Annotated in this window: 18 protein-coding genes and 1 riboswitch; of the genes, 5 read left to right on the forward strand and 13 right to left on the reverse strand. The window is 66.8% G+C overall.

Annotated features, from left to right (window positions below; genetic code table 11):
- The first annotated feature begins 242 nt into the window (after positions 1-242).
- Positions 243-881 (forward strand): DUF4136 domain-containing protein, encoded by a 639-nt coding sequence (locus tag U9J39_RS06000; protein WP_326346749.1) that lies wholly within the window; start codon positions 243-245, stop codon positions 879-881.
- A gap of 335 nt (positions 882-1,216) precedes the next feature.
- Positions 1,217-3,538 (forward strand): NADP-dependent malic enzyme, encoded by a 2,322-nt coding sequence (locus U9J39_RS06005; RefSeq protein ID WP_115708715.1) that lies wholly within the window; start codon positions 1,217-1,219, stop codon positions 3,536-3,538.
- Between the two features lie 104 nt (positions 3,539-3,642).
- Here the strand turns inward: U9J39_RS06005 and U9J39_RS06010 are convergent, their stop codons facing one another.
- The 6 genes from U9J39_RS06010 to U9J39_RS06035 all read right to left on the reverse strand — a co-directional run bounded on the left by U9J39_RS06010 (position 3,643) and on the right by U9J39_RS06035 (position 9,337).
- Positions 3,643-3,888, reverse strand: coding sequence for a hypothetical protein (locus tag U9J39_RS06010; protein WP_012352285.1), 246 nt, complete (start codon positions 3,886-3,888; stop codon positions 3,643-3,645).
- A gap of 227 nt (positions 3,889-4,115) precedes the next feature.
- Positions 4,116-5,183: a porin gene (locus U9J39_RS06015; protein ID WP_115708717.1), complete on the reverse strand. Its 1,068-nt coding sequence runs from the start codon at positions 5,181-5,183 to the stop codon at positions 4,116-4,118.
- A gap of 179 nt (positions 5,184-5,362) precedes the next feature.
- Positions 5,363-5,881: a 2-oxo-4-hydroxy-4-carboxy-5-ureidoimidazoline decarboxylase gene (uraD, locus tag U9J39_RS06020; RefSeq protein WP_092308361.1), complete on the reverse strand. Its 519-nt coding sequence runs from the start codon at positions 5,879-5,881 to the stop codon at positions 5,363-5,365.
- Positions 5,878-6,828 carry an allantoinase PuuE gene (gene puuE / locus U9J39_RS06025; protein WP_326346750.1) on the reverse strand — a complete coding sequence of 317 codons (951 nt, stop codon included), beginning with the start codon at positions 6,826-6,828 and terminating at the stop codon, positions 5,878-5,880. The genes uraD and puuE overlap by 4 nt, the downstream gene beginning before the upstream one ends.
- A 155-nt stretch (positions 6,829-6,983) precedes the next feature.
- Complete coding sequence (locus U9J39_RS06030) at positions 6,984-8,390, reverse strand: nucleobase:cation symporter-2 family protein (RefSeq protein ID WP_115708721.1); 1,407 nt, start codon at positions 8,388-8,390, stop codon at positions 6,984-6,986.
- Positions 8,391-8,560: 170 nt separating this feature from the next.
- Positions 8,561-9,337, reverse strand: coding sequence for a GntR family transcriptional regulator (locus U9J39_RS06035; protein ID WP_115708723.1), 777 nt, complete (start codon positions 9,335-9,337; stop codon positions 8,561-8,563).
- Positions 9,338-9,636: 299 nt separating this feature from the next.
- Here U9J39_RS06035 and uraH point away from each other — a divergent pair, with 299 nt between their 5' ends.
- Positions 9,637-9,990, forward strand: a complete 354-nt coding sequence (uraH, locus tag U9J39_RS06040) for a hydroxyisourate hydrolase (protein WP_012352291.1) — start codon at positions 9,637-9,639, stop codon at positions 9,988-9,990.
- A gap of 31 nt (positions 9,991-10,021) precedes the next feature.
- Entirely contained in the window at positions 10,022-11,227 is a 1,206-nt protein-coding gene (locus tag U9J39_RS06045) for a urate hydroxylase PuuD (protein WP_115708724.1), read from the forward strand.
- Between the two features lie 165 nt (positions 11,228-11,392).
- On the opposite strand, the gene U9J39_RS06050 is transcribed toward U9J39_RS06045, so the two are convergent.
- The 7 genes from U9J39_RS06050 to xdhA form a co-directional block, all read right to left on the reverse strand.
- Complete coding sequence (locus U9J39_RS06050; RefSeq protein WP_115708726.1) at positions 11,393-11,968, reverse strand: TMEM165/GDT1 family protein; 576 nt, start codon at positions 11,966-11,968, stop codon at positions 11,393-11,395.
- Between the two features lie 27 nt (positions 11,969-11,995).
- Positions 11,996-12,232, reverse strand: a riboswitch (yybP-ykoY riboswitch).
- Between the two features lie 49 nt (positions 12,233-12,281).
- Positions 12,282-13,454 (reverse strand): fatty acid desaturase, encoded by a 1,173-nt coding sequence (locus tag U9J39_RS06055; protein ID WP_326346751.1) that lies wholly within the window; start codon positions 13,452-13,454, stop codon positions 12,282-12,284.
- Between the two features lie 190 nt (positions 13,455-13,644).
- Positions 13,645-14,967 (reverse strand): guanine deaminase, encoded by a 1,323-nt coding sequence (gene guaD / locus U9J39_RS06060; protein WP_326346752.1) that lies wholly within the window; start codon positions 14,965-14,967, stop codon positions 13,645-13,647.
- A gap of 76 nt (positions 14,968-15,043) precedes the next feature.
- Positions 15,044-16,099, reverse strand: coding sequence for an adenosine deaminase (locus U9J39_RS06065; RefSeq protein WP_062797700.1), 1,056 nt, complete (start codon positions 16,097-16,099; stop codon positions 15,044-15,046).
- A gap of 55 nt (positions 16,100-16,154) precedes the next feature.
- Complete coding sequence (gene xdhC, locus U9J39_RS06070) at positions 16,155-17,144, reverse strand: xanthine dehydrogenase accessory protein XdhC (RefSeq protein WP_116312313.1); 990 nt, start codon at positions 17,142-17,144, stop codon at positions 16,155-16,157.
- Positions 17,145-17,287: 143 nt separating this feature from the next.
- Complete coding sequence (gene xdhB, locus U9J39_RS06075; protein ID WP_326346753.1) at positions 17,288-19,648, reverse strand: xanthine dehydrogenase molybdopterin binding subunit; 2,361 nt, start codon at positions 19,646-19,648, stop codon at positions 17,288-17,290.
- Between the two features lie 27 nt (positions 19,649-19,675).
- The gene (xdhA, locus tag U9J39_RS06080; RefSeq protein WP_116312315.1) at positions 19,676-21,178 is read right to left on the reverse strand and encodes a xanthine dehydrogenase small subunit; all 1,503 of its coding nucleotides are present in this window, start codon (positions 21,176-21,178) and stop codon (positions 19,676-19,678) included.
- A gap of 231 nt (positions 21,179-21,409) precedes the next feature.
- On the opposite strand from xdhA, the gene U9J39_RS06085 reads away from it, so the two are divergent.
- Positions 21,410-22,363: a LysR substrate-binding domain-containing protein gene (locus tag U9J39_RS06085; RefSeq protein ID WP_115708736.1), complete on the forward strand. Its 954-nt coding sequence runs from the start codon at positions 21,410-21,412 to the stop codon at positions 22,361-22,363.
- The last annotated feature ends 157 nt before the right edge of the window (positions 22,364-22,520 follow it).

Here is a 22,520-nt window from a genome sequence, read left to right on the forward strand (position 1 = left end):
AAAGGGGGGCGGCCACGCGCGTGCAAGCAAAGCATGGCGCTGAAGTCCTCATTGTAGCCAAGGGGTCGGGGCGCGGTCTGGCGGGCGCCGCACCAAGCGGTGCAGGGAATTCCCCGGCGCCGGCGTGGTCTCAGAGACACGCAGGGTTTCAGTAGACAGAAGAGCGAGGTAGCACTATGTGGCAGCGCGCAGGCGGTGTCGGCAATCAAGGGGCAGCGGGCCGGTGGCCCGGGCTGCGCAGGATGCGGGGCGCGCTGGCGCTGCTGACGGCGCTGCTGCTGACGGGGTGCGCCAGCACCGTGACCACCGATGTCACGTCGTTCCGCCAGCCCGGCTGGCAGAACGACGCGCCGCGCACCTACAGTTTCGAGCATAGCGCCGAGCAGGCGGCCCAGCTCGACCGGCAGACCTATGAGCAGTGGCTGGCGGCCGCGCTGGCGGGCGTCGGCTTCGAGCAGGTCCCGGCCCGGCAGGCGCGCTACCTGGTCAGCATGGATTACGACTCGGTGCCGGGGCTGGTGCGCGTGGCCGAGACGGTCTATCCGGATCCGTGGTACGGCCCGTGGAGCCCGTACTGGGGCCCGTACTGGGGACCGGGCTACTACCGGCCATGGGGGCCATGGGGCCCGTGGGGGCCGGGCTACTGGCCGCCGCAGACGGTGGTGCGCGACGTGCCGGTGACGTTCTCGAGCCTGCGGGTGTATTTCAAGGATGCGGTCAGCGGCAAGCGGGTCTGGCAGGTCACCGCGCAGAACCAGGCCGAGAACAGTAGCCTGCCGGCGATGATGCCCTACCTGATCCGCAGTGCCTTCACCGACTTCCCGTCCGACAGCGGCCGTCCGCGTCGCGTGACGCTGGAGGTGGGGAAGGACGCCCACTAGGGCGGCCGCCGTCAGTTACCACCCGCCCTCGCAGGCCGCGCAGCGCCATGCGTGCGGATGCATGCAGGAGCATGCTTCTGCACCGCCATTGCATACCCAATGGTAAAAGCTGTTTAACGGCCAGAATCCGCGCAAAATGCGGCCTGCGGGCGTGCCGCGGTGGTACTTTGCACGGGCGCGTGGGCTAGAATAGCTGCTCGATTTTTCCGGCCTGGCTGCCGGAGTCGTCAGTTTCGCTGCCAGAGCTTGTCCTTCGCTGCCGGCTTGTCGCTTGAGCCGGCCGAACCATGGCGGGAGAGGGGCGCTTCGGTCCGGGCCATTTTCCGGACGAGCCAATGAGCAGCAAGAACGGCGGTGATGCACCGCAACATGCCCCGAACAGTCCTGAAGCGCAGCTGCGCCTCGCCGCGCTGGAATACCACCGCAGCCCGACCAAGGGCAAGATCCAGGTCACCGCGACCAAGGCGCTGTCCAACCAGCGCGACCTGTCGCTGGCCTATTCGCCGGGCGTAGCGTACGCCTGCGAGGAAATCGCCAAGGATCCCGCCACCGCCGCCGAGTACACCTCGCGCGCCAACCTGGTGGCCGTGGTCACCAACGGCACCGCCGTGCTGGGCCTGGGCGACATCGGCCCGCTCGCCGGCAAGCCGGTGATGGAGGGCAAGGGCTGCCTGTTCAAGAAGTTCGCCGGCATCGACGTATTCGACATCGAGCTCGATGCGCGCGACCCGGACCAGATCGTCGAGATCGTCGCCGCGCTGGAGCCCACGCTGGGCGGCGTCAACCTGGAAGACATCAAGGCGCCCGAGTGCTTCTACATCGAGCAGAAGCTGCGCGAGCGCATGAACATCCCCGTCTTCCATGACGACCAGCACGGCACCGCGATCATCTCGGCGGCGGCGCTGCTGAACGGCCTGAAGGTGGTCGGCAAGGATATCGCCAAGGTCAGGATGGCGGTATCGGGCGCCGGCGCGGCCGCGATCGCCTGCCTCGACACCATGGTCAGCCTCGGCGTGAAGCGCGAGAACGTCTCGGTGGTCGATTCCAAGGGCGTGATCTATGTCGGCCGCGACGCCAACATGGAAGCCAACAAGGCCCGCTACGCGCAGGACACCTCGGCGCGCACGCTGGCCGACATCGTCAACGGCGCCGACGTCTTCCTGGGCTGCTCGACCGCCGGCGTGCTGACCGCCGAGATGGTCAAGACCATGGCCGAGCGGCCCATCATCCTGGCGCTGGCCAACCCCGAGCCCGAGATCCGCCCGGAAGTGGCCAAGGCCGCGCGCCCGGACTGCATCATCGCCACCGGCCGTTCGGACTACCCGAACCAGGTCAACAACGTGCTGTGCTTCCCGTACATCTTCCGCGGCGCGCTCGATTGCGGCGCCACCAAGATCACGGAAGCGATGAAGCTGGCCTGCGTCAAGGCTATCGCCGAGCTGGCCGAGGCCGAGCTCAACGACGCCGTGGCCGCGGCCTACGGCGGCCGCGAGCTGAAGTTCGGCCCCGACTACATCATCCCGACGCCGTTCGACCAGCGCCTGATCGAGAAGATCGCGCCGGCGGTGGCCAAGGCGGCCGAAGAGTCGGGCGTGGCCACGCGCCCGATCAAGGACCTGGAAGCCTATCGCCAGCAGCTGTCGACCTACGTCTACCACACCGGCCTGATCATGAAGCCGGTGTTCTCGGCCGCCAAGGCCGCGCCCAAGCGCGTGGCCTATGCCGAGGGCGAGGAAGAGCGCGTGCTGCGCGCGGTGCAGTCGGTGGTCGACGAAGGCCTGGCACGCCCGATCCTGATCGGCCGCCCCCACGTGATCCAGATGCGCATCGACAAGGCCGGCCTGCGCCTGAAGCCGGGCGTGGACTTCGAGCTGATCAACCCCGAGGACGACCCGCGCTACCGCGCCTACCACGAGGCCTACCACGCGCTGCGCGGCCGCGACGGCGTGACCCCGGACATGGCCAAGGTGGCGCTGCGCCGCTCCAACACGCTGATCGGCACCATGCTGATGCACATGGGCGACGCCGACGCGCTGCTGTGCGGTACGGTCGGCCGCTTCGAGGCGCACCTCGAGCACGTGCGCGACGTGATTGGCCTGGCGCCGGGCGCGCATGTGTTTGCGGCGATGAACGCGCTGATGCTGGAGAAGTACACGCTGTTCATCACCGACACCTTCGTCAACGACGACCCCAGCGCGGAACAGCTGGCGGCCATCACCCAGCTGGCCGCGGAAGAAATCGCGCGCTTCGGCCTGCAGCCGAAGGTGGCGCTGATGTCGCACTCGATGTTCGGCTCGTCGACGCGCCCGTCGGCGCGCAAGATGCGCGAGGCCGCGCAGATCCTCGCGCGCGAGGCGCCGCACCTGGAGGTGGAAGGCGAGATGCAGGGCGATGCCGCGCTGGTCGAGGACGTGCGCCGCCACTTCCTGCCGTCGACCAAGCTGGCCGGCAGCGCCAACCTGCTGGTGATGCCGACGCTGGACGCCGCCAACATTGCCTTCAACCTGCTCAAGATCACGGGCGGGCAGGGCGTGACGGTGGGCCCGATCCTGCTGGGCGCGGCCAAGCCGGTGCACATCCTCAACCCGCAGGCCACCACGCGCCGGATCGTCAATATGACGGCCGTCGCCGTGGCCGAGTGCAACGCGGTGCGCTGATCCGACGCGAAGCCTTCGCCATGCAAAAGGCCGGGTCCATGACCCGGCCTTTTTGTTTGTTGCCCCGCCGCATCCGTGCGGCCAGGGACGGTTGGGGGTGATGGCTATTGCAGCACGTTGTACTGCTCGCGCATGACCACGATGATCGATTTTGCCGCCGCGAGCTGGTGGCCCAGGTTGTCGACGGACTCCTGCGGGAAATCGACTTCCGCGCTCCAGTTGCAACCGGTATGGTCAGGCTGGTGCATTCGCACCGCGTGCAGCTCGCATTCGCCGCACTCGGGGTTGTTGTCGAGGCACTGGTTCAGGATGGCCATCAGTTCCGAACGGGTCTTCGCGTATCGCCGCATGTGTCACCTCGCTGTCATGGTTTTTGAGGCCTGGAACACCAATCTAGGAAGCGCGCCGGGGCCAATCCAATTGAATCCGCCTATGGAGCGGCAGTTTCTCATGTGGCACTGCGTGGCGCAGTGCAGCATTGCGCGGCAACGGTGGGTGCCGCGCGCGCCGCCCGCGCACGATAAAAAAAGCCCGCCGAAAGGCGGGCTCCAGTGCTGCCGGTGACGCGCTCAGCGCATCAGAACTTGTGGCGCACGCCCACGCCGAAGGTGTCGCCGTGCTCGATGCCGGTGATCTTGTCGTAGTAGTAGGCGGCGTACACGTCGGTGCGCTTGGACAGGTTGTAGTCGTAGGCGACGGCAAAGGTATTGCGCTTGAAGTCGCCCAGCGAGTTGTCGACCTTGCCATAGGCATACGAAGCCAGCAGGTTGCCGGCGCCGATGGGCACCGATGCGCCGAACTGGCCGTCGATGTGCTTGATGTCGCCGGACGGCGCGGTGGTGGCGCGGGTCTTGATGTACTGGCCCTGCGCGAACAGCTTGACCACCTTGAAGTCATAGGACAGGCCGATCTGTGCGGCGTCCTGGCGCGACAGGCCGAGGTCGGACATGTCGGTCGGCACGTTGTTGAAGCGCACCTGCTGGTAGGCCACGGTCGCGGCGAACGGGCCGTTGAAGTACAGGACGTTGCCGCCGAACTTCTGCTTGCCCGCGGCGCCCGGCTGCTCGCCGAAGCCGTAGATGAAGTTGGCGCTCAGGCCGCCAAAGTTTGGCGTGCTGTACACCACGGAGTTGTTCCAGCCCGAATCGCCGATGATGCCGGGATCGGCGACGGCGCCGCTGACCGCGCCGAAGTAGGTGTGGAAGATCGTCGGCGAGAACACGTACGAGTCGACCAGCGGGTTGAACAGGATGGTCGAAATGAAGTACGGCGTGGTGTTGCGGCCCAGCTTGATGGTGCCGGCCTTGTCGTTCTGCAGGCCGACATAGGCATTGCGGCTGAACATCGAGTCGCCGTTGAAGCGGCCGCTGTTGCCGCTGTCGGTACGGAAGAAGCCGTTCAGGTCGAAGATGGCCTTGGTGCCGCCGCCCAGGTCTTCGGTGCCCTTGATGCCCCAGTAAGACGTCTGCATCCCGCCCGAATTGGCCACCCATGCGCGTTCGCCCGAGCCCGGGCTCTTCACGGCGCCGACGAACATGTCAGCCTGGCCGTACAGCGTGACGCTGGACTGGGCCATGGCCGCGCCGGAAAAAAGGGTAGCCGCTACCGCCGCCAGCTTGAGCGCCGGCTTGTACTGCTTCTGCATTGTTAGACCTCCGTGGTTTTGATCCTGCTTGGAACGTTGTGTACTGGGTCCCTGACGGGTTCTTGTAATGTCTTTGTGCTTTTATTCGTGCCGCCTGGCGTGGGCTCGGTGTGGTGTTGCATTGGGTGCCGGCGGCATCGGGGTACAGCGTTTTTGTTATACAGGTGACGCTTTTTTTCTCAGGCGGATACTAAGTCGTCGAGGCGGAACTGTGCAATGCGATGGATCTGGTTGATGCAAGTTTGCAACTCTTGCTGCGGCGTGTTTTCAATGCGGCGCGCGAACTCCGCGATGATGCCGTGGCGGTCGTAGCCGCGCACCGCCAGGATGAACGGGAAGCCGAACTTCTGGTTGTACGCCGCGTTGAGCGACTGCAGGCGGTCGAATTCCTCGGGCGTGCACTGGTTCAGGCCGGCGCCGCTCTGCTCGCGCGTCGACTCGGCGGTCAGCTCGCCGCGCACGGCGGCCTTGCCGGCCAGTTCCGGGTGGGCGCGCACCAGCTTCAGCTGCGCCGCTTCGCCGGCTTCATCGACGGCCTGGCGCAGCGCCTGCGCCAGCGCGGCGCCATCGGCAAAGGGCCGTTGCGCGGCGGCGGTCTCGGCAAACCACGGCGAATGTTCGTAGATGCCGCCCAGCACCTGCACGAATTCGGCGACCGGCATGGTGTTGAGTTGGGCGATAGTGTAGGTCTGGCTCATGCTTGATTCCGGGGAGTGTAGGGGTGGGTGGCGGCCCAGTGCCGGGCGATATCGACACGGCGGCAGATCCACACCTTGTCGTGTCCCTGCACGTAATCGAGGAAGCGCTGCAGCGCGCGGAAGCGGCCCGGGCGGCCGAGCAGGCGGCAGTGCATGCCGACCGACAGCATCTTGGGGCTGTCCTGTCCCGCGGGATCGCCTTCTTCATACAGCACGTCGAACGCATCCTTCAGGTACTGGAAGAACTGCTCGCCGGTGTTGAAGCCCTGCGGCGTGGCAAAGCGCATGTCGTTCGAATCCAGCGTGTACGGCACCACCAGGTGCGGCTTCTTCTCGCCGCCGCTGACTTCGACCTCGGTCCAGAACGGCAGGTCGTCGCCGTAGTAATCCGAGTCGTACAGGAAACCGCCGTGCTCAACGACGAGGCGGCGCGTGTTGGGGCTGTCGCGGCCGGTGTACCAGCCCAGCGGCAGCGCGCCGGTCAGGTCCTTGATGATCTGCATGCCGATGCGCATGTGCTCGCGCTCGGTGGCTTCGTCGATGTTCTGGTAGTGGATCCAGCGCCAGCCGTGGCAGGCGATCTCGTGGCCCAGCTCGACGAAGGCGCGGGTCAGTTCGGGATGGCGCTGCAGCGCCATCGACACGCCGAAGATCGTCAGCGGCAGCCTGCGCTTTTCGAACTCGCGCAGGATGCGCCAGACGCCGGCGCGCGAGCCGTATTCGTAGATGCCCTCCATGCTCATGTGGCGCTCGGGGTAGGCCGCGGCGCCGACGATCTCGGAGAGGAACTGCTCGGAAGCGGCGTCGCCGTGCAGCACGCAGTTTTCGCCGCCTTCTTCGTAGTTGAGCACGAACTGCAGCGCGACGCGCGCGCCGCCCGGCCAGCGGGCGTGCGGCGGGCGGGCGCCGTAACCGATGAGATCGCGTGGATAGTTATCGTTTGTCATGTGTCGTTGCTTGCTTCAGGAAACCACCCTGCACCGCCGTCCCGCCGCAGGCGCCGACCGTCATGCAATGAGCATGCCAGTGGTGCCGGCGGCGGCGCCGGTACTGCTTCGGGGCCGGGTCCCTGCGGGCCGGCCCAGCCTTGCCGGTACTTCGATTACTCGGTGCCGTGCGAATTGGCCGCGGCGTTGCGCATGGCCTCTTCGCGCGACTGGATGCCGTTGTAGAACAGGTTCAGCGCCACCGCCACGATGGTGCCGAGCACGATGCCGCTGTGCGTGAACGGGTCGGTCCACTTGGGCAGGTACTGGAAGAACGTCGGCGCCAGCGTCGGGATCATGCCGAAGCCGATCGAGATGGCGACGATGAACAGGTTGTGGCGGTTGCGGTTGAAATCGCACGAACCCAGGATGCGGATGCCGGTGGCGGCGACCATGCCGAACATCACGATGCCGGCGCCGCCCAGCACGAACTGCGGCACCGAGGCCACCACGTGGGCCATCTTGGGAAACAGGCCGAAGGCGATCAGGATGATGCCGCCCGCTGCCGCGACGTAGCGCGAGCGCACGCCGGTCACCGTCACCAGGCCCACGTTCTGCGAGAACGAGGTGTAGGGGAAGGTGTTGAAGATGCCGCCGATCACCGTGCCCAGGCCGTCGGCGCGCAGGCCGCGGGTCAGGTCCTCGTTGCTCAGCTTCTTGCCGGTGATGTCCGACAGCGCCAGGAACATGCCGGTCGACTCCACCAGCGTGATCAGCATGACGATGCACATCGACAGGATCGCGGTCACTTCGAAGGTCGGCATGCCGAAATGCAGCGGCGTGATGACGGCGACGAAGCTGGCTTCATCGAGGCCGTCGAACGACACCTTGCCCATGCCCATCGCCACCAGCGTGCCGATGATGATGCCGAGCAGCACCGCGCAGTTGGCGACCAGGCCGCGGCCGTATTTGGTCAGCATCAGGATGATGACCAGCGTCAGGCCGGCGATGCCGAGGCTGGTGAGGTCGCCGTAGGCCAGGTTGGGCACTTCCTTGACGACGCCGTCGATGACGGCGCGCGTGGTGGGCTGGCCACCGGCCGACCAGTTGATGGCCACGCGCATCAGCGACACGCCGATCAGCGTGATCACGGTGCCGGTCACCACCGGCGGGAACAATCCCAGCATGCGCCCCATCATCGGCGAGATCAGGATGCCAAAGATCCCGGATGCGATCACCGCGCCGTAGATGCCGAGCAGGCCGACATTGGGGTCGGTGCCGATGGCGATCATGGGTGCCACCGAGGCGAAGGTCACGCCCATCATCACCGGCAGGCGGATGCCGAACTTCCAGAAGCCGATGGCCTGGATCAGCGTGGCCAGGCCGGCGGCGAACAGGTCGGCGTTGATCAGGAAGGCCAGCTGGTCCTTGGGCAGCTTGAGCGCGCCACCCACGATCAGTGGCACGGCAACCGTGCCGGCGTACATCACCAGAACGTGCTGCAACCCGAGCGCGAGCAGGCGCCCGGAAGGCAAACGCTCGTTGGTGAGGTCCGTCGGGACCGTGGTGCTTGCGGAATTCATTGGTGCGTCTCCTCTCCTTTGGTTTGATGGGAACGCCACGTCCGTGCCGGCAGTTTGGTCGGTGTTGTTATGGGCCTGCCGTCGCCGCGCTCTCGTTTGCACTACCTGGGCGCGGTACTGACGACGGGCCTGCTGCCTTCTTCTTGCGGGGGCGTGACGGGAACACCGTGCTAGGTGGAGCGGCCCAGCACGCTGCGAAGATCGAAGCTGCCCGGTTCGTCCGGCTGCACGCGGTCGGCGCAGGCGCCGAGGTGGTGCGCCATGCGCGACTGGGCCAGTGCGGCGTTGCCCTGTTCCAGGGCGTCGAGGATTTCTTCGTGCTCGTCGAAGGAGCAGGCGTTGTTGCCCGGCGCTTCCACGCTGGCAATCATCAGCGTGGTGCGCGACACCAGGCGGCGCATCATGTTGACCAGCAGCGCATTGCCCGACAGTTCCGCCAGCGCGGTGTGGAATTCGGCGGACAGGCGGATCCACTTGGGACGGTCGTGCGTCAGGAAGGCCTGCCGCTCGTTGGCCACCATCTGCCGCAGCGGCGCGATCACGGCCTTGACGTCAGGCATGGCGGCCAGCTTTTCCAGCACCGCGCGCTCCAGCATCTGGCGCAGCTCGAACATGTCGTGCGCCTCGTCGGTCGACGGGCTGGCGATAAAGGCGCCGCGGTTGGGCTCGAGGTCAACCATGCCGTCGGCCGCCAGGTGCGACAGCACCTTGCGCACGGTGTGGCGCGCGGTGGCATAGATCTCGCAAAGCGAATGCTCGGTGAGCTTGGTGCGCGGCGGCAGCCGGTGCTCCATGATCGCGTCGTAGATCTCGTGGTACATGCGCTCCTCGACCGAGCCCTTGCGCGCAGGCTTGGCGGGCTTGCCCGGGATCTCGGTCGGCTCGCCGGCCTCGGCTTGGGCCTTGGATTCGGCGTTGGCGGCAATCAGCTTCAGGCTCTTGGACATCGTGGCACCGGCAGGTCAGGCATGGCACCGTAAATCCTGCGTATCAGGGTACGGTGATCCAAAAATTGTTGACAATTATTTGGTTACGGCCTCAATATTGTCAACAAAACCAACTCAGGTTTTCGACAACTCAGGGAAATCCCTGAATTGCCAACGGGGAAGTGCAGGCGCATTGTCGCCACGCACCAACCCAGCGCCGGGATGCGTTACCAGACGTACCGAGCGGGCACCATTCCCACACATGGTGCTAGTGAAGGCAGCGGCGCCCCTCACAACCCAATCGCAAAAGGACAAATACGATGGGACGCTTGACCACCCATGTTCTCGACACCGCTGCGGGCACGCCCGGGCAGGGCATGTCGATTACTCTCCATAAAATTGTCGACAATCGTCGCGAAACCCTCAAGACCGTGGTCACCAACCACGACGGCCGCTGCGACCAGCCCCTGCTGGAGGGCGCCGATCTCGCCGCGGGCGTGTACGAGCTGGAATTCGCCGCCGGCGATTATTTCCGCGCCCAGGGCGTGAAGCTGCCCGAGCCGGCCTTCCTGGACGTGGTGCCGCTGCGCTTCGGCATTGCCGATGTCAATGCGCACTATCACGTGCCCCTCCTGGTTTCGCCCTGGTCGTACTCGACCTACCGCGGCAGCTGACGCGGTGGCATAGGGAAACGGGAGACAAGACATGGAAGGCTATATCCTCGACTGGGCCAATATGCTGCTGCGGTGGGTGCACGTCATCACCGCCATCGCATGGATCGGCTCTTCGTTCTATTTCGTGTGGCTGGACAACAGCCTGACCAAGCCCACCGCGCCGGACCTGAAGGAGAAGGGTGTCGACGGCGAGCTGTGGGCGGTGCACGGCGGCGGCTTCTACAACCCGCAGAAGTACCTGACCGCGCCCAAGCAGTTGCCGGAGAACCTGCACTGGTTCTACTGGGAGTCGTATTCCACCTGGATGAGCGGCTTTGCGCTGCTGGTGGTGCTGTACCTGTTCAACGCCAGCACGTTCCTGATCGACAAGAACGTGTTCGACATGTCGCCCGGCGCGGCGGTCGGCTTTGCGGTGTCGTACTTGCTGATCGGCTGGATCGTCTATGACAGCATCTGCCGCCTGTTCAACAAGAACGACCGCCTGGTCGGCATCCTGGTGGCGATCTATATCGCGGCAGCCGCTTACGTCGCATGCCATGTCTTCTCGGGCCGCGCGGCGTTCCTGCTGACCGGCGCGATGGTCGCGACGATCATGAGCGCGAACGTGCTGGCGTGGATCATCCCGGGCCAGCGCAAGGTGGTGGCGGCACTGAAGGCCGGCCAGCCGGTGGACCCGATCCACGGCAAGCGCGGCAAGCAGCGCAGCGTGCACAACACCTATTTCACGCTGCCGGTGCTGTTCGCGATGCTGTCGAACCACTACAGCATGACCTACGCCCACAAGTACAACTGGGTGGTGCTGATCCTGATCATGCTGTCGGGCGTGCTGATCCGCCAGTTCTTCATCCTGAAGCACAAGGGCAAGATCAACGTGCTGTGGCCTGCCGCCGGCGTCGCCGCGCTGGGAGTTGTCGCCGTGATGATCGCGCCGCAGCCGCGCCCGGCCGTGGCCAAGGCCGATGGCGAGGCCGCCGCGGCGGTCAGCTTCGCCAAGGTGCAGGAAGTGATGAACGCGCGCTGCGTGCAATGCCACGCCGAGCAGCCGAAGATGATGCCGACCGCGGCCAAGGGCATCAAGCTCGAGACGCCCGAGGACATCAAGGCCCACGCCCAGCTGATCTACCAGCAGGCGGTGCAGCAGAAGGCGATGCCGCTGGGCAACGTGACGCAGATCACAGACGACGAGCGCGCGCTGCTGGGGCAGTGGTTCGAAGGCGGTGCCAAGACTACGAATTAACGTGTCCTGAACTGAGAAGCATCGGGGCTGGCTCGTGCAGAGCCAGCCTGCGAAATCCGAGCATCGGTGATCGACGGTCCGGAGGGTTGAGCGGTTGGCAACCGTCAGTACCGGACCGGCGAGGGTTTGAACGGGGCCTTGTGCCCCGTTTTTTTTGCCTTGCGCTTATCCGCCGATATTCAGCAACGCCAGCACGCCCAGCACCAGGAAGATGCCGGCGGCAACCTTGTGCACCAGGCCGATCGGCATCTTGTTGGCAAACCTGTCTCCCAGCAACACAGCCGGCGCATTGGCGACCATCATGCCGAAGGTCGTCCCCATGACCACCGCCAGCACGGCATCGCTGAAGCGCGCCGCCAGAGCCACCGTGGCGATCTGGGTCTTGTCACCCATCTCGGCAAAGAAGAAGGCGACGAGGGTGGTGCCGAGGATGCCAATGAAGCCCTTGACCGGTTTGGCCTGCTCGGCGTCGTCGAACTTGTCGGGGATCAGCATCCATGCGGCCATCGCGATAAAGCCCAGGCCGAGGATCCAGCGCAGCAGGCTTTCGCCCACCACGTGCGTGATCCAGCCGCCGAGCGCGCCGGCGAAGCCGTGGTTGAACAGGGTGGCGATCAGGATGCCGAGGATGATGGGCACCGGCTTGCGGTAGCGCGCGGCCAGCACCAGCGACAGCAATTGCGTCTTGTCGCCCATTTCTGCGAGAGCGACGATGCCTGTGGAGACGAGGAAGGCTTCCATATTGGTCTTGTGGGGTAACCGGGCCGCAATGCATCGCGAGATGCCAATGACGCAACCCTTTCCCGGCCCGGCCAGAAAGGGATGGTCATCGGTCTCGCCAGGCATGGACGCTGCCTGGGCCGGTTTGGCCAGGCGGGTCCGGAGCTGCGCACGCCATAACCGCAAGCGGTCAAGTCTGTTGACGTACGCCCCTGTCCCCCGGAGTCCGCATTGCGCGGCGCGGTGAGAGCAGGGCGGCTACTCCCCAATGGAAGCGGCGATTATAACCGCGACGGCGGTGGATCGTCCACCGCCGTCGCGGCCGGCAAGGCGATCAGGCCGGTACCGGCGCGTTCTCGCTGGTCTGGCGGCCGCGGAAATCGGTCCAGCACAGCGCCTTGAAGTCATAGAGCTTGCAGCGGCGCGCCGTGTCGAAATACCAGCGCCACGAGAAGTTCTCGATGATGATGCGGCCCGGCAGCGCATGCTCCAGCAGCGCCTGCGCGCGCTTGAGGCGGTACAGCGGCACGCTCATGTCGACGTGGTGCGCGGTGTGTTCCATGATGTGGTGCAGCGCCGCGCCGATGCCATGGCGAAAGCGCAGGTGCACGGTGGTCGAGACGAACGGCTGGGCCCTGGCCCACATCGCCTTGGTGTCGTACCAGGCGACGCTGGTGTGGGTATGGTGCACGTACAGCACGAAGCCGACGGTTACGTTCCACACCAGGAAGGGCAGCACGAAGCCGGCGCCGACCAGCATCCAGACGGACTGCTGCGTGGCCAGCGCCAGGCCGACCAGCGCGCCGATCCAGGCCAGCCCGAACGCCGCCACGAGCACGCAGTCGCCGGTGAAGATCGACCGGCGCGTGGCCATCTGGCGCTTGCTGGGGAAGAACAGCTTGCACCACCAGATCTCGATCAGGTAATACAGGCCCGGACCGAAGCCGGTGCGGTAGATGCGCTCCATCACGCGGCGCCAGCGCGGCAGCGCGTTGAATTCGTCGAGCGAATACGGCGCCCAGACGAAGTCGAAGCCCTTCAGGTTGGTGTAGCCGTGATGGACCACGTTATGGCCGACTTCCCACAGGCTGTACGGCGTCAGCGACGGCAGGAAGGTCAGCCGGCCCAGCCACTTGTTCAGCCCGCGGCGCGGAGTCAGGCTCTGGTGGCAGGCATCGTGGCCGATGATAAACAGGCGCGCGATCACCAGGCCGGCCAGCACGCCCAGCGCCAGCTTGGCGGCCCAGTGCGGCGCCACTACCACGCCGGCCAGCACGGCGCCGAACAGCAGGTAATCGAAGGCGAACAGCATCAGTGCGCGCGGCGTGCTGCGCTGGCCCAGCGGGATCAGCCAGCCGCGGATGATCTTGCGCGATGGCAGCGGCGCGTCCGGCGCGATCGGTTCAGGCAGCGGAGCCGGGTGCGGGGCATGGGCGCGCGCGCCGGGATGCGCCTGGGCGTGCCCGGGGGCGGGCTCGACGGATTGAGCGGATTGATATGCGGTCATGCAGAACCTTCTGATTGCGGTCGATCGGTATTGGTGCGCGGCAAGGCAGAGTGGCCGCGGCGGAACCGCAAGGTTAGAAGGCTTTGTCGAAGACAGTCTTGACGGTCGTCAAGCCGGTGGGACGGCGGAAGCGGTAAAGGGCGGGCCCGCCGCGGGCGCGGCGGGCAACGGGATGCTGCCGTGTGGCGGATCAGGCTGCCGGGACGCTGGCCACCTCGCCCATCACGTAGACGCTGTCGATCGCGCGGTCGTCGCCCAGCATGGCGAAGGCAAACAGCTCCTCTTCCAGCGTTTCCGAGCGGTTGCTGCGGCGTGCGATCAGCGGCGTGGCCTTGGGGTCGAGCACGATGAAGTCGGCCTCGCAGCCCTCGCTGAAGCTGCCGACGCGGCCGGTCCAGCCCAGCGCCTCGGCCGCGGCGCGGGTGGCGAGGTAGAACATGCGCAGCGCGGTCAGGTAGTAGCCGCCCATGCGTGCCACCTTGTGCGCGGCGTTCATGGTGCGGAACATCGAGAACGAGGTGCCGCCCCCGACGTCGGTGGCCAGCGTCACGTTCAGGCGGTTGGCATCGGACTGGTGGAAGTCATAGAAGCCGCTGCCAAGGAACAGGTTGGAAGTCGGGCAGTGCGCCACCGCGGCGCCGCTGTCGGCCAGCCGGCGGCGGTCGTCCTGGTCCAGGTAGATGGCATGGCCGTACATCGCGCCGGGACGCAGCAGGCCATAGCGGTCGTAGACGTCCAGGTAGCTGCGCGCGTCCGGGAACAGCTCGGCCACCCATTTGACCTCGTCACGGTTCTCCGCCACGTGGGTCTGGATAAACGCGTCCGGATAGGCGCGCGCGAGTTCGCCGCAGGCGGCCAGCTGCGCCTCGGTCGAGGTCGGCGCGAAGCGCGGCGTGATCGCGTACGACAGCCGGCCCTTGTTATGCCAACGCGACAGCAGGTCGGCGGAATCCCGGGCGCCGCTTTCGGCGGTGTCGCGCAGGAATTCGGGGCAGTTGCGGTCCATCATCACCTTGCCGGTGACCATGCGCAGGTTGCGCGCCTCGCTTTCGGCGAAGAGGGCGTCGGCCGAGGCCTTGTGCACCGTGCTCCAGACCACCGCGCTGGTGGTGCCGTTGCGCAGCAGTTCCTCGGTAAAGAAACCGGCCACGCCGCGCGCGTAGTCGGGATCGGCGAAGCGGCGCTCTTCGGGGAAGGTGTAGGTGTCGAGCCAGTGCAGCAGGCCCGGCGACGGCGACGCGATCATGTCGGTCTGCGGGTAGTGCACGTGGGTGTCGATAAAGCCGGGCACGATCAGCTTGCCGCGGTGGTCGATGACCTCGGCGCCGGCCGGGATGCGCGCGGCCAGCTGGGCGTAGTCGCCGGCGGCGGCGATGCGCCCGTCGGTGACGATCAGCACCCCGTCGTCCCAATACTGATACGCGTCCTCATGGAATTGCGGGTCGCGCAGGAAATGCAGCACGCGGCCGCGGATGGCGCGGGTACGGGAGTCAGTGGTGGGGTGGGTCGTCATGGTTTGTCTCTCGGGGCCGGCCCGCGCGGCACCGCATGGTGCAAGCAGCAGGCCGGGCTATTGGCATGCGCCGTGCTCAGGCCGCGGGGGCCGTCGCGGGCGGGGACTTGGGCGGAGCGGACCAGAAGTGGTCGACTTCCGCCAGGAACTCGGCCTTCTGCATGGCAGGCAGGAAGGCCGCTTCAAAACTGTTGCGGGCCAGCTTGTGCGCGTCGGCCGCGTCCAGTGGCAGTGCGTCGAAGGTGGCTTCCCAGTTCGCATTCATATAGCCGCCGAAGTAGGCCGGGTCGTCCGAATGCAGGGTGATCGCCACGCCCGCGTCCAGCATGCGCTTGAGCGGGTGGTCGCGCAGGTCGGGGTAGACCTTGAGCTTGACGTTCGACAGCGGGCACACCGTCAGCGCCACGCGCTCGCGCGCCAGGCGCTCGACCAGCGCGGCATCGTCGATGGCGCGCACGCCGTGGTCGATGCGCTCGGCCTTGAGGATGTCGAGCGCATCGGTCACGTATTGCGCCGGACCTTCCTCGCCCGCGTGCGCCACCAGGTGCAGGCCGAGCTCGCGCGCCCGGGCGAACACGCGCGCGAATTTCTCGGGCGGGTTGCCTTTTTCCGACGAGTCGAGCCCGACGCCGACGAAGCGGTCGCGATACGGCAGCGCCGCTTCCAGCGTGGCGAATGCGTCTTCCTCCGACAGATGGCGCAGGAAGCACAGGATCAGGCTGCTCGAGAAGTCGTACTCGGTGCGGGCCTGCGCCAGGGCATCGGCAATGCCGTCGATCACCACGCCGATCGGCACGCCGCGCGCGGTATGGGTCTGCGGATCGAAGAAGATCTCGGCGTGGCGGACGTTGTCGGCGACGGCGCGCTTGACGTAGTCCATGGTCATGTCGAAGAAATCTTCCTCGGTCAGCAGCACGCTGGCGCCGGCGTAGTAGATGTCCAGGAACGACTGCAGGTCGGTGAAGGCGTAGGCGGCGCGCAGCGCGTCGACGCTGGGGTAGGGCAGCGCCACCTGGTTGCGCTGCGCCAGCCGGAAGATCAGTTCCGGCTCAAGCGTGCCTTCGATATGCACATGCAGTTCGGCCTTGGGGGTGCGGCGGATCTGTTCCGCGAGCGCGGCATCGATGGTCATGGGGGCCTCGTTTCTGGGCTTTTCTGTGCCGGCCGGCAGCACCGGCGGCACGGGTTCAGGGATGCACCGCCTCCGTGCGGCCCGCACGCAGCGCGGCAAGGCGCTGTTCGCGGACCTGGAGCAGCTGGGCGACGATGGCAACCGCAATCATAGCCGGAGCCTTGTCGGTGATCCCGGGAACCCCCATGGGGCATGTCATTTCCGCAAACCTGGCCGGGTCGATGCCGTGCTCGGCCATGCGGTGTTCAAAGCGCGCGCGCTTGGTCTTGGAGCCGATCAGGCCGAAGTAGGCGAAATCGGTGCGCTTGAGGATTTCCTCGCACAGGGTCTGGTCCAGCGCGTGGCTGTGCGTCATGACCAGGAAGTAGCTGCCCGCTGGCGCCTGCGCCACCACCGCCTCGGGCGTGTCGCTGGCCTCGGCCTCGACGTTGTCGGGCAGGCCGCCGGGGAACAGCGTGTCGCGCTCGTCGACCCAGTGCACGCGGCACGGCAGCGTGGCCAGCACCTTGACCAGTGCATGGCCGACATGGCCGGCGCCGAACAGCACCACGTGCATGGTGTCGGGCACCAGCGTGTCGGTCCAGCTGCCGTCCGCTTGCAGCTCCACGCCGGCGAGCACCGCGCGGCTGTCGCAAAAGGTCACCGCGCCGCGGGCCGGCACCTGCCGCTGCAGCGCGCGCTGCGCGGCGAAATTGCGCTCGACCGCATCGAGCCAGGCCAGGTCGGCCTGGCCCAGCACTTCGAAGGCAAGCTGCACCACGCCGCCGCAGCACTGCCCCAGCGCCGGGCCCAGCGGAATGCGCTCGATCCGGCGCGGCTCGCCGCGCACCAGCATCTCGCGGGCGATATCCATGCCGCGCCATTCCAGATGGCCGCCGCCGATGGTGCCGACCAGGTCGTCGGCGCTCACCAGCATGCGGATGCCGGCCTCGCGCGGCGCCGAGCCCTTGACCTCGACGATGGTGACCATCGCCACCGGCACGCCGGCACGCACCATGCGGGCGGCGTCGGCGAAGCGGAAGGGTTTGAGCGGTGCGTCCTGCATGGTCGGGGGCCTTGTGGTGATGCGTGGTATGGCTTGTGTCAGTGGTGGCGCGCGCCTGCTTCTTCCGCCGGCCCCTCGCCTGTCAACGCAGTCGAGGGGGGAAAGTCCGGGGCCTCCGCAGGCGCGCGCTTCCTTGCCACCGTTCAGGCTGCCTGCGCAGCCACTTGCACCGCCGCAGCACGCACGGCATCGACGGCATCGAGGATCGCCTCGCTGGTGGCCGGCGCCTTCAGCGGCGGGTTGATGCGGTAATCGCCCAGCGCGGCCACGGCGTCGCGGATCGCGAAGAACACCGAGAACGGCAGCAGCAGCGGCGGCTCGCCCACCGCCTTGGAGCGGTGGATGCTGTCCTCGACGTTGCGGTTCTGGAACAGGCGCACGTTGAATTCCTCGGGGCAGTCGTTGACCGTCGGGATCTTGTACGTGGACGGGGCGTGCGTCATCAGCTTGCCGTCCTTGTTCCACCACAGTTCCTCGGTGGTCAGCCAGCCCATGCCCTGGATGAAGGCGCCTTCGACCTGGCCGATATCGATCGCCGGGTTCAGCGAGCGGCCGGCGTCGTGCAGCGCGTCGGCGCGCAGCAGTTTCCATTCGCCGGTGAGCGTGTCCACCAGGACCTCGGAGCATGCGGCGCCGTAGGCGAAGTAGTAGAACGGGCGGCCCTGCAGCGTCTTCTGGTCCCAGTGCAGCTTGGGCGTGGTGTAGAAGCCGTCGGACCACAGCTGCACGCGCGCCACGTAGGCTTCGCGCGCCAGCTCGCCGAACGACAGGCGCAGCTCGCCGGCGCTGACCAGGTCGTCGTTGAAGCGCACTTCGGACGGCTCCACGCCGGCCTTGCGCGCGGCAAACGCGGTCAGGCGCTCGCGGATCTGGCGCGCGGCGTCCTGTGCGGCCTTGCCGTTCAGGTCGGCGCCGGTCGATGCCGCGGTGGCCGAGGTATTGGCCACCTTGCTGGTGTCGGTCGCGGTCACGCGCACCCGTTCCATGCGGATGCCCAGTTCGTGCGCCACCACCATCGCAACCTTGGTGTTCAGGCCCTGGCCCATTTCGGTGCCGCCATGGTTGACCAGCACCGAGCCGTCGTTGTAGACGTGCACCAGCGCGCCGGCCTGGTTGAAGTGGGCCACGTTGAACGAGATGCCGAACTTCACCGGGGTGATGGCGATGCCCTTCTTCAGCACCGGGCTGGTGGCGTTGAACGCGCGCGTGGCCTCGCGGCGGGCGCGGTATTCGCTGCTGGCCACCAGTTCGTCGATCAGCTCGTGGATGACGTTGTCTTCCACGGTCTGGCCGTAGGGCGTGACGTTGTTCTCGGTCTTGCCGTAGAAGTTGGCGCGGCGCACGTCGAGCGAATCCTTGCCGACCGTGCGGGCGATATTGTCCAGGATGTACTCGACCGCGAACGCGCCCTGCGGGCCGCCGAAGCCGCGGAAGGCGGTGTTGCTCTGCGTGTTGGTCTTGCCGCAGTAGCCGTCGATCTGCACGTTCGGCAGCCAGTAGGCGTTGTCGAAGTGGCAGATGGCGCGGGTCATCACCGGGCCCGACAGGTCGGCCGAGAAGCCGGCGCGCGACACCATCTCGACCTTGACGCCTTCGATATGGCCTTCGTCGTCGTGGCCGACGCTGTAGTCGAACACGAAGTCATGGCGCTTGCCGGTGATCATCATGTCGTCGTCGCGGTCCGGGCGCAGCTTGACCGGGCACATCAGCTTCCAGGCCGCCAGCGCGGCGCAGCAGGCGAACAGCGCCGACTGCGATTCCTTGCCGCCGAAGCCGCCGCCCATGCGGCGGCATTCCACCAGCACCTGGTGCGCCTGCCAGCCCAGCATATGGCACACGGCGTGTTGCATTTCGGTGGGGTGCTGGGTCGAGCACCACACTTGCATGCTGTCGTTCTCGCGCGGGGCCGCGTACGAGATCTGGCCTTCGAGATAGAACTGCTCCTGGCCGCCCAGGTGGATCGTGCCGCTGTCCTGGCGGGCCGCGCCGGCAATGCGCGCGGCCGGTTCGCCACGTGTCAGGTGCATCGGCGGCAGCACATAGCTGCCGGCCTCGTGCGCGGCCTGCGGCGACAGCACCGGCGGCAGGTCTTCGTAGTCGATCACGCCGAGGCGGGCGGCGCGACGGGCCGCGTCATGCGAGGTCGCCACTACGATAAAGACCGGCTGGCCGACGAACTGCACCACGCCGCGCGCCAGGATCGGGTCGTCATGGATGATCGGGCCGCAGTCATTGGTGCCGGGGATGTCGTCCACCGTCAGCACGTCGACCACGCCCGGCGCGGCGCGTACCTTGTCGAGCGAGACCGACTTGATGCGCGCGTGCGCGCGCGTGCTCATGCCGAGCGCGGCGTGCAGCGTGCCGGCCAGCTCGGGGATATCGTCGGTGTAGGTCGCGGTGCCGGCCACGTGCAGGTGGGCGGATTCGTGCGGACGCGAGATGCCGACCTGCGGAACCTGTTCGGCGGCGGCGTCGAGCAGGAAGGGTTCGGTTTGCTTGTTCATGCCGATGCTTTCCTTGTTCTCTCTGGCTCAGGCCGTGGCGGTTTCGGGGGCGCCGGCGCCAAGCGCGCGGACATTGACGGCTGCGGCGGGCAGCGCGTTGGCGCTGGTTTCGAGCCAGAACCGGTACAGCAGGTTGGCGGCACCGCGGCTGCGGTACGAAGCGGTCGCGCGCATGTCAGACAGCGGCGTGTAGTCCTGCGCCAGCGCGGCCATGCCGGCGCGCGCGGTGGCTTCGTTCCACGGCTGGCCGGTCAGCGCCGCCTCGGTCGCGGCGGCACGCTTGGGCGTCGCCGCCATGCCGCCGAAGGCGACGCGGGCCTGCGTGACGATGCCGTCCTGCACGGTGATGCCGAACGCGGCGCACACGGCGGAAATGTCCTCGTCAAAGCGTTTGGACAGCTTGTAGGTGCGGAAGTGCTGCGGGCCGGCCACCGGCACGCGCAGCGCAGCGACGAACTCGCCCGGCTGCATCGCCGTCTTCTGGTACGCCAGGTACAGGTCTTCCAGCGGCAGCGCGCGGCGCGTCTCGCCGTGCTGCAGCACCACTTCCGCGCCCAGCGCGATCAGCGCCGGCATCGAGTCGCCGATGGGCGAGCCGTTGGCGATATTGCCGCCCAGCGTGCCGGCATTGCGGATCGGCAGCGAGGCGAAGCGCTTCCACAGTTCTTCGAGCTCGGGATGCGCGGCGTTCAGTGCCGCGTAGGCCTTTTCCAGCGTCACCGCCGCGCCGATCTCGATCATGCCGTCGCGTTGTTCGATCCGGTTCAGGTCTTCCACCTGGCCCACGTAGAGCAGGTTGCCCAGCTCGCGGAACTGCTTGGTGACCCACAGGCCCACGTCGGTGCTGCCGGCCAGGATGCGGATATCGGGCTGCGCTGCCTTGATCGCGCCGAACTCGGCCGCGGTGCGCGGGGCAAAGAACTCCTGGCCCTGGGCGCGGTAGCGGAAGGTCTCGCCGCGCTTGAGGTTGCGCAGGGTGTCGGCGATCTGCTTCGGGTTGAGCTTGTCCGCGGTGGGGGCGGGCAGGGCCATCATGCGCTCACCGGCGTCGATGATGGGGCGGTAGCCGGTGCAGCGGCACAAGTTGCCGGTCAGCGTGTCGCAGATGGTCTGGCGCGACGGGGCCGCGCCGCCCGGCGTGTGCTGCTGGTACAGCGCCCACAGCGACATCACGAAGCCGGGAGTGCAGAAGCCGCACTGCGAGCCGTGGCATTCGACCATGGCTTCCTGCACCGGGTGCAGGTTGCCGTCGGCCTGGCGCAGGTCCTCGACCGTGATCAGGGCCTTGCCGTCGAGCGTGGGCAGGAACTGGATGCAGGCGTTGACGGCCTTGAATTCGACGTCGCCGCCGTCCTGCAGCTCGCCGATCACGACAGTGCAGGCGCCGCAGTCGCCTTCGGCGCAGCCTTCCTTGGTGCCGGTGCAGCGCGCGTCCTCGCGCAGGTACTGCAGCACGGTGCGGGTAATGGGGGCTTCGGATACTTCCTTGACCTGGCCGCGATGGAAAAAGCGGATGGTTTGCGTCTCCATGGTCTTCTCTCTCTTGGTGATGGCGGAAACATAGCACCCGGGCCTTTCCAGCAATATTCGGCCCAGGTGATATGCCCCATCAGCGGGCACCTCGGACGGTGCGCCGCCGCACCAGGCGGCAGCCCCCCGAGGGAGGGTGATTTGACCGTTTGTGGGGTGCCTGTCATACACTATGCGCCGTTCCCATCCCCCACGCCACCCATCCGGCTCCGCCGGCGGGCCGCCATCGCCATGCACGGACGCGATCATCTCGATACTTATTTGCTGCGGGTGCTCCACACCCTGCTCACCGAGCAGAGCGTGACCCGCACCGCCGTGCGTCTGGGCCAGTCGCAGCCCGCCATCAGCAATACCCTGAAGCGCCTGCGCGAGATCACCGGCGACGCCATTTTGGTGCGGGGCAAAAACGGCATGGTGCCGACCGAGCGCGGCCGCGAGCTGCTGGCGCTGGCCGAGCAGAGCCTGGCGGCGATGGACCGCATCGCACGGCCGCCGCAGCAGTTCGACCCGGCCACCACCACGCGCACCTTCCACCTGGGCGCGCCCGACTACCTGGACGCCTTCTTCCTGCCCAATATCGTCGAGCGCGTGCGCCGGCTGGCGCCGGGCGCCAAGCTGTTCGTGCACCCGATGACATCGTCGTCGGACTTCCTCGACGACCTCGAGCAGGGACAGCTGGATATCGTGGTCGGCAACTGGCTGTCGCCGCCGGAACACCTGCATATCTCGCCGCTGTTCGACGACGAGGTGGTCTGCATGCTGGGCGCGCAGCACCCGCTGGCGCGCAAGGGGCTGACGCTCAAGCACTACCTGGAGATGCCCCACCTGGCGCCGGCGCCCTACGCGTCGATGCAGCGCAGCATGATCGACCAGGCGCTCGCCGAGCAGGGCTACAAGCGCAATATCCAGGTCACGCTGCCGTACTTCGGGCTGGTGCCCTATGTGCTGATGAAGACTGACATGGTCTTCACCACCGGCCGGCAGTTTGCCGCGCACTACGCGCAGTACCTGCCGATCCGCATGGTGCCGTCCCCGGTGTCGTTCCCGCGCATGCGCTTCTACCAGCTCTGGCACGAGCGCTGCCATGCGGCGCCGGATGTGATGTGGATCCGGCGGATGATTGCGGAGGTGGCGGCGGATCTGCCGCAATTGCCGCGGCTGGAGGCCGAGGCGGGCGGCGGGTGATCTTCGCCAAATCGACTGATGCTCCTCCTTTCAGGTCATAGGAGCTGAAAAAGTTCATGTGATGCTTGGAAAACCGAAATTGCCGCAGTAGGGATTGGGTCGTAAATTATGCTACGCGCCCCTGTATTCTCGACGCGGAGAGCGTTAAATGCGGAGA

Source organism: Cupriavidus sp. SS-3, from assembly GCF_035818815.1.
GTDB lineage: Bacteria > Pseudomonadota > Gammaproteobacteria > Burkholderiales > Burkholderiaceae > Cupriavidus > Cupriavidus taiwanensis_C.

Coding starts and splice junctions, on each gene's coding strand:
- U9J39_RS06005 (WP_115708715.1), top strand. CDS start 1,217: ATGAGCAGCAAGAACGGCGGTGATGCACCGCAACATGCCCCGAACAGT.
- xdhA (WP_116312315.1), bottom strand. CDS start 21,178: ATGGAGACGCAAACCATCCGCTTTTTCCATCGCGGCCAGGTCAAGGAA.
- U9J39_RS06010 (WP_012352285.1), bottom strand. CDS start 3,888: ATGCGGCGATACGCGAAGACCCGTTCGGAACTGATGGCCATCCTGAAC.
- puuE (WP_326346750.1), bottom strand. CDS start 6,828: ATGACAAACGATAACTATCCACGCGATCTCATCGGTTACGGCGCCCGC.
- U9J39_RS06055 (WP_326346751.1), bottom strand. CDS start 13,454: ATGACCGCATATCAATCCGCTCAATCCGTCGAGCCCGCCCCCGGGCAC.
- U9J39_RS06085 (WP_115708736.1), top strand. CDS start 21,410: ATGCACGGACGCGATCATCTCGATACTTATTTGCTGCGGGTGCTCCAC.
- U9J39_RS06045 (WP_115708724.1), top strand. CDS start 10,022: ATGGAAGGCTATATCCTCGACTGGGCCAATATGCTGCTGCGGTGGGTG.
- xdhB (WP_326346753.1), bottom strand. CDS start 19,648: ATGAACAAGCAAACCGAACCCTTCCTGCTCGACGCCGCCGCCGAACAG.
- xdhC (WP_116312313.1), bottom strand. CDS start 17,144: ATGCAGGACGCACCGCTCAAACCCTTCCGCTTCGCCGACGCCGCCCGC.
- guaD (WP_326346752.1), bottom strand. CDS start 14,967: ATGACGACCCACCCCACCACTGACTCCCGTACCCGCGCCATCCGCGGC.
- U9J39_RS06030 (WP_115708721.1), bottom strand. CDS start 8,390: ATGAATTCCGCAAGCACCACGGTCCCGACGGACCTCACCAACGAGCGT.
- uraD (WP_092308361.1), bottom strand. CDS start 5,881: ATGAGCCAGACCTACACTATCGCCCAACTCAACACCATGCCGGTCGCC.
- U9J39_RS06015 (WP_115708717.1), bottom strand. CDS start 5,183: ATGCAGAAGCAGTACAAGCCGGCGCTCAAGCTGGCGGCGGTAGCGGCT.
- U9J39_RS06000 (WP_326346749.1), top strand. CDS start 243: ATGCGGGGCGCGCTGGCGCTGCTGACGGCGCTGCTGCTGACGGGGTGC.
- U9J39_RS06035 (WP_115708723.1), bottom strand. CDS start 9,337: ATGTCCAAGAGCCTGAAGCTGATTGCCGCCAACGCCGAATCCAAGGCC.
- U9J39_RS06065 (WP_062797700.1), bottom strand. CDS start 16,099: ATGACCATCGATGCCGCGCTCGCGGAACAGATCCGCCGCACCCCCAAG.
- U9J39_RS06050 (WP_115708726.1), bottom strand. CDS start 11,968: ATGGAAGCCTTCCTCGTCTCCACAGGCATCGTCGCTCTCGCAGAAATG.
- uraH (WP_012352291.1), top strand. CDS start 9,637: ATGGGACGCTTGACCACCCATGTTCTCGACACCGCTGCGGGCACGCCC.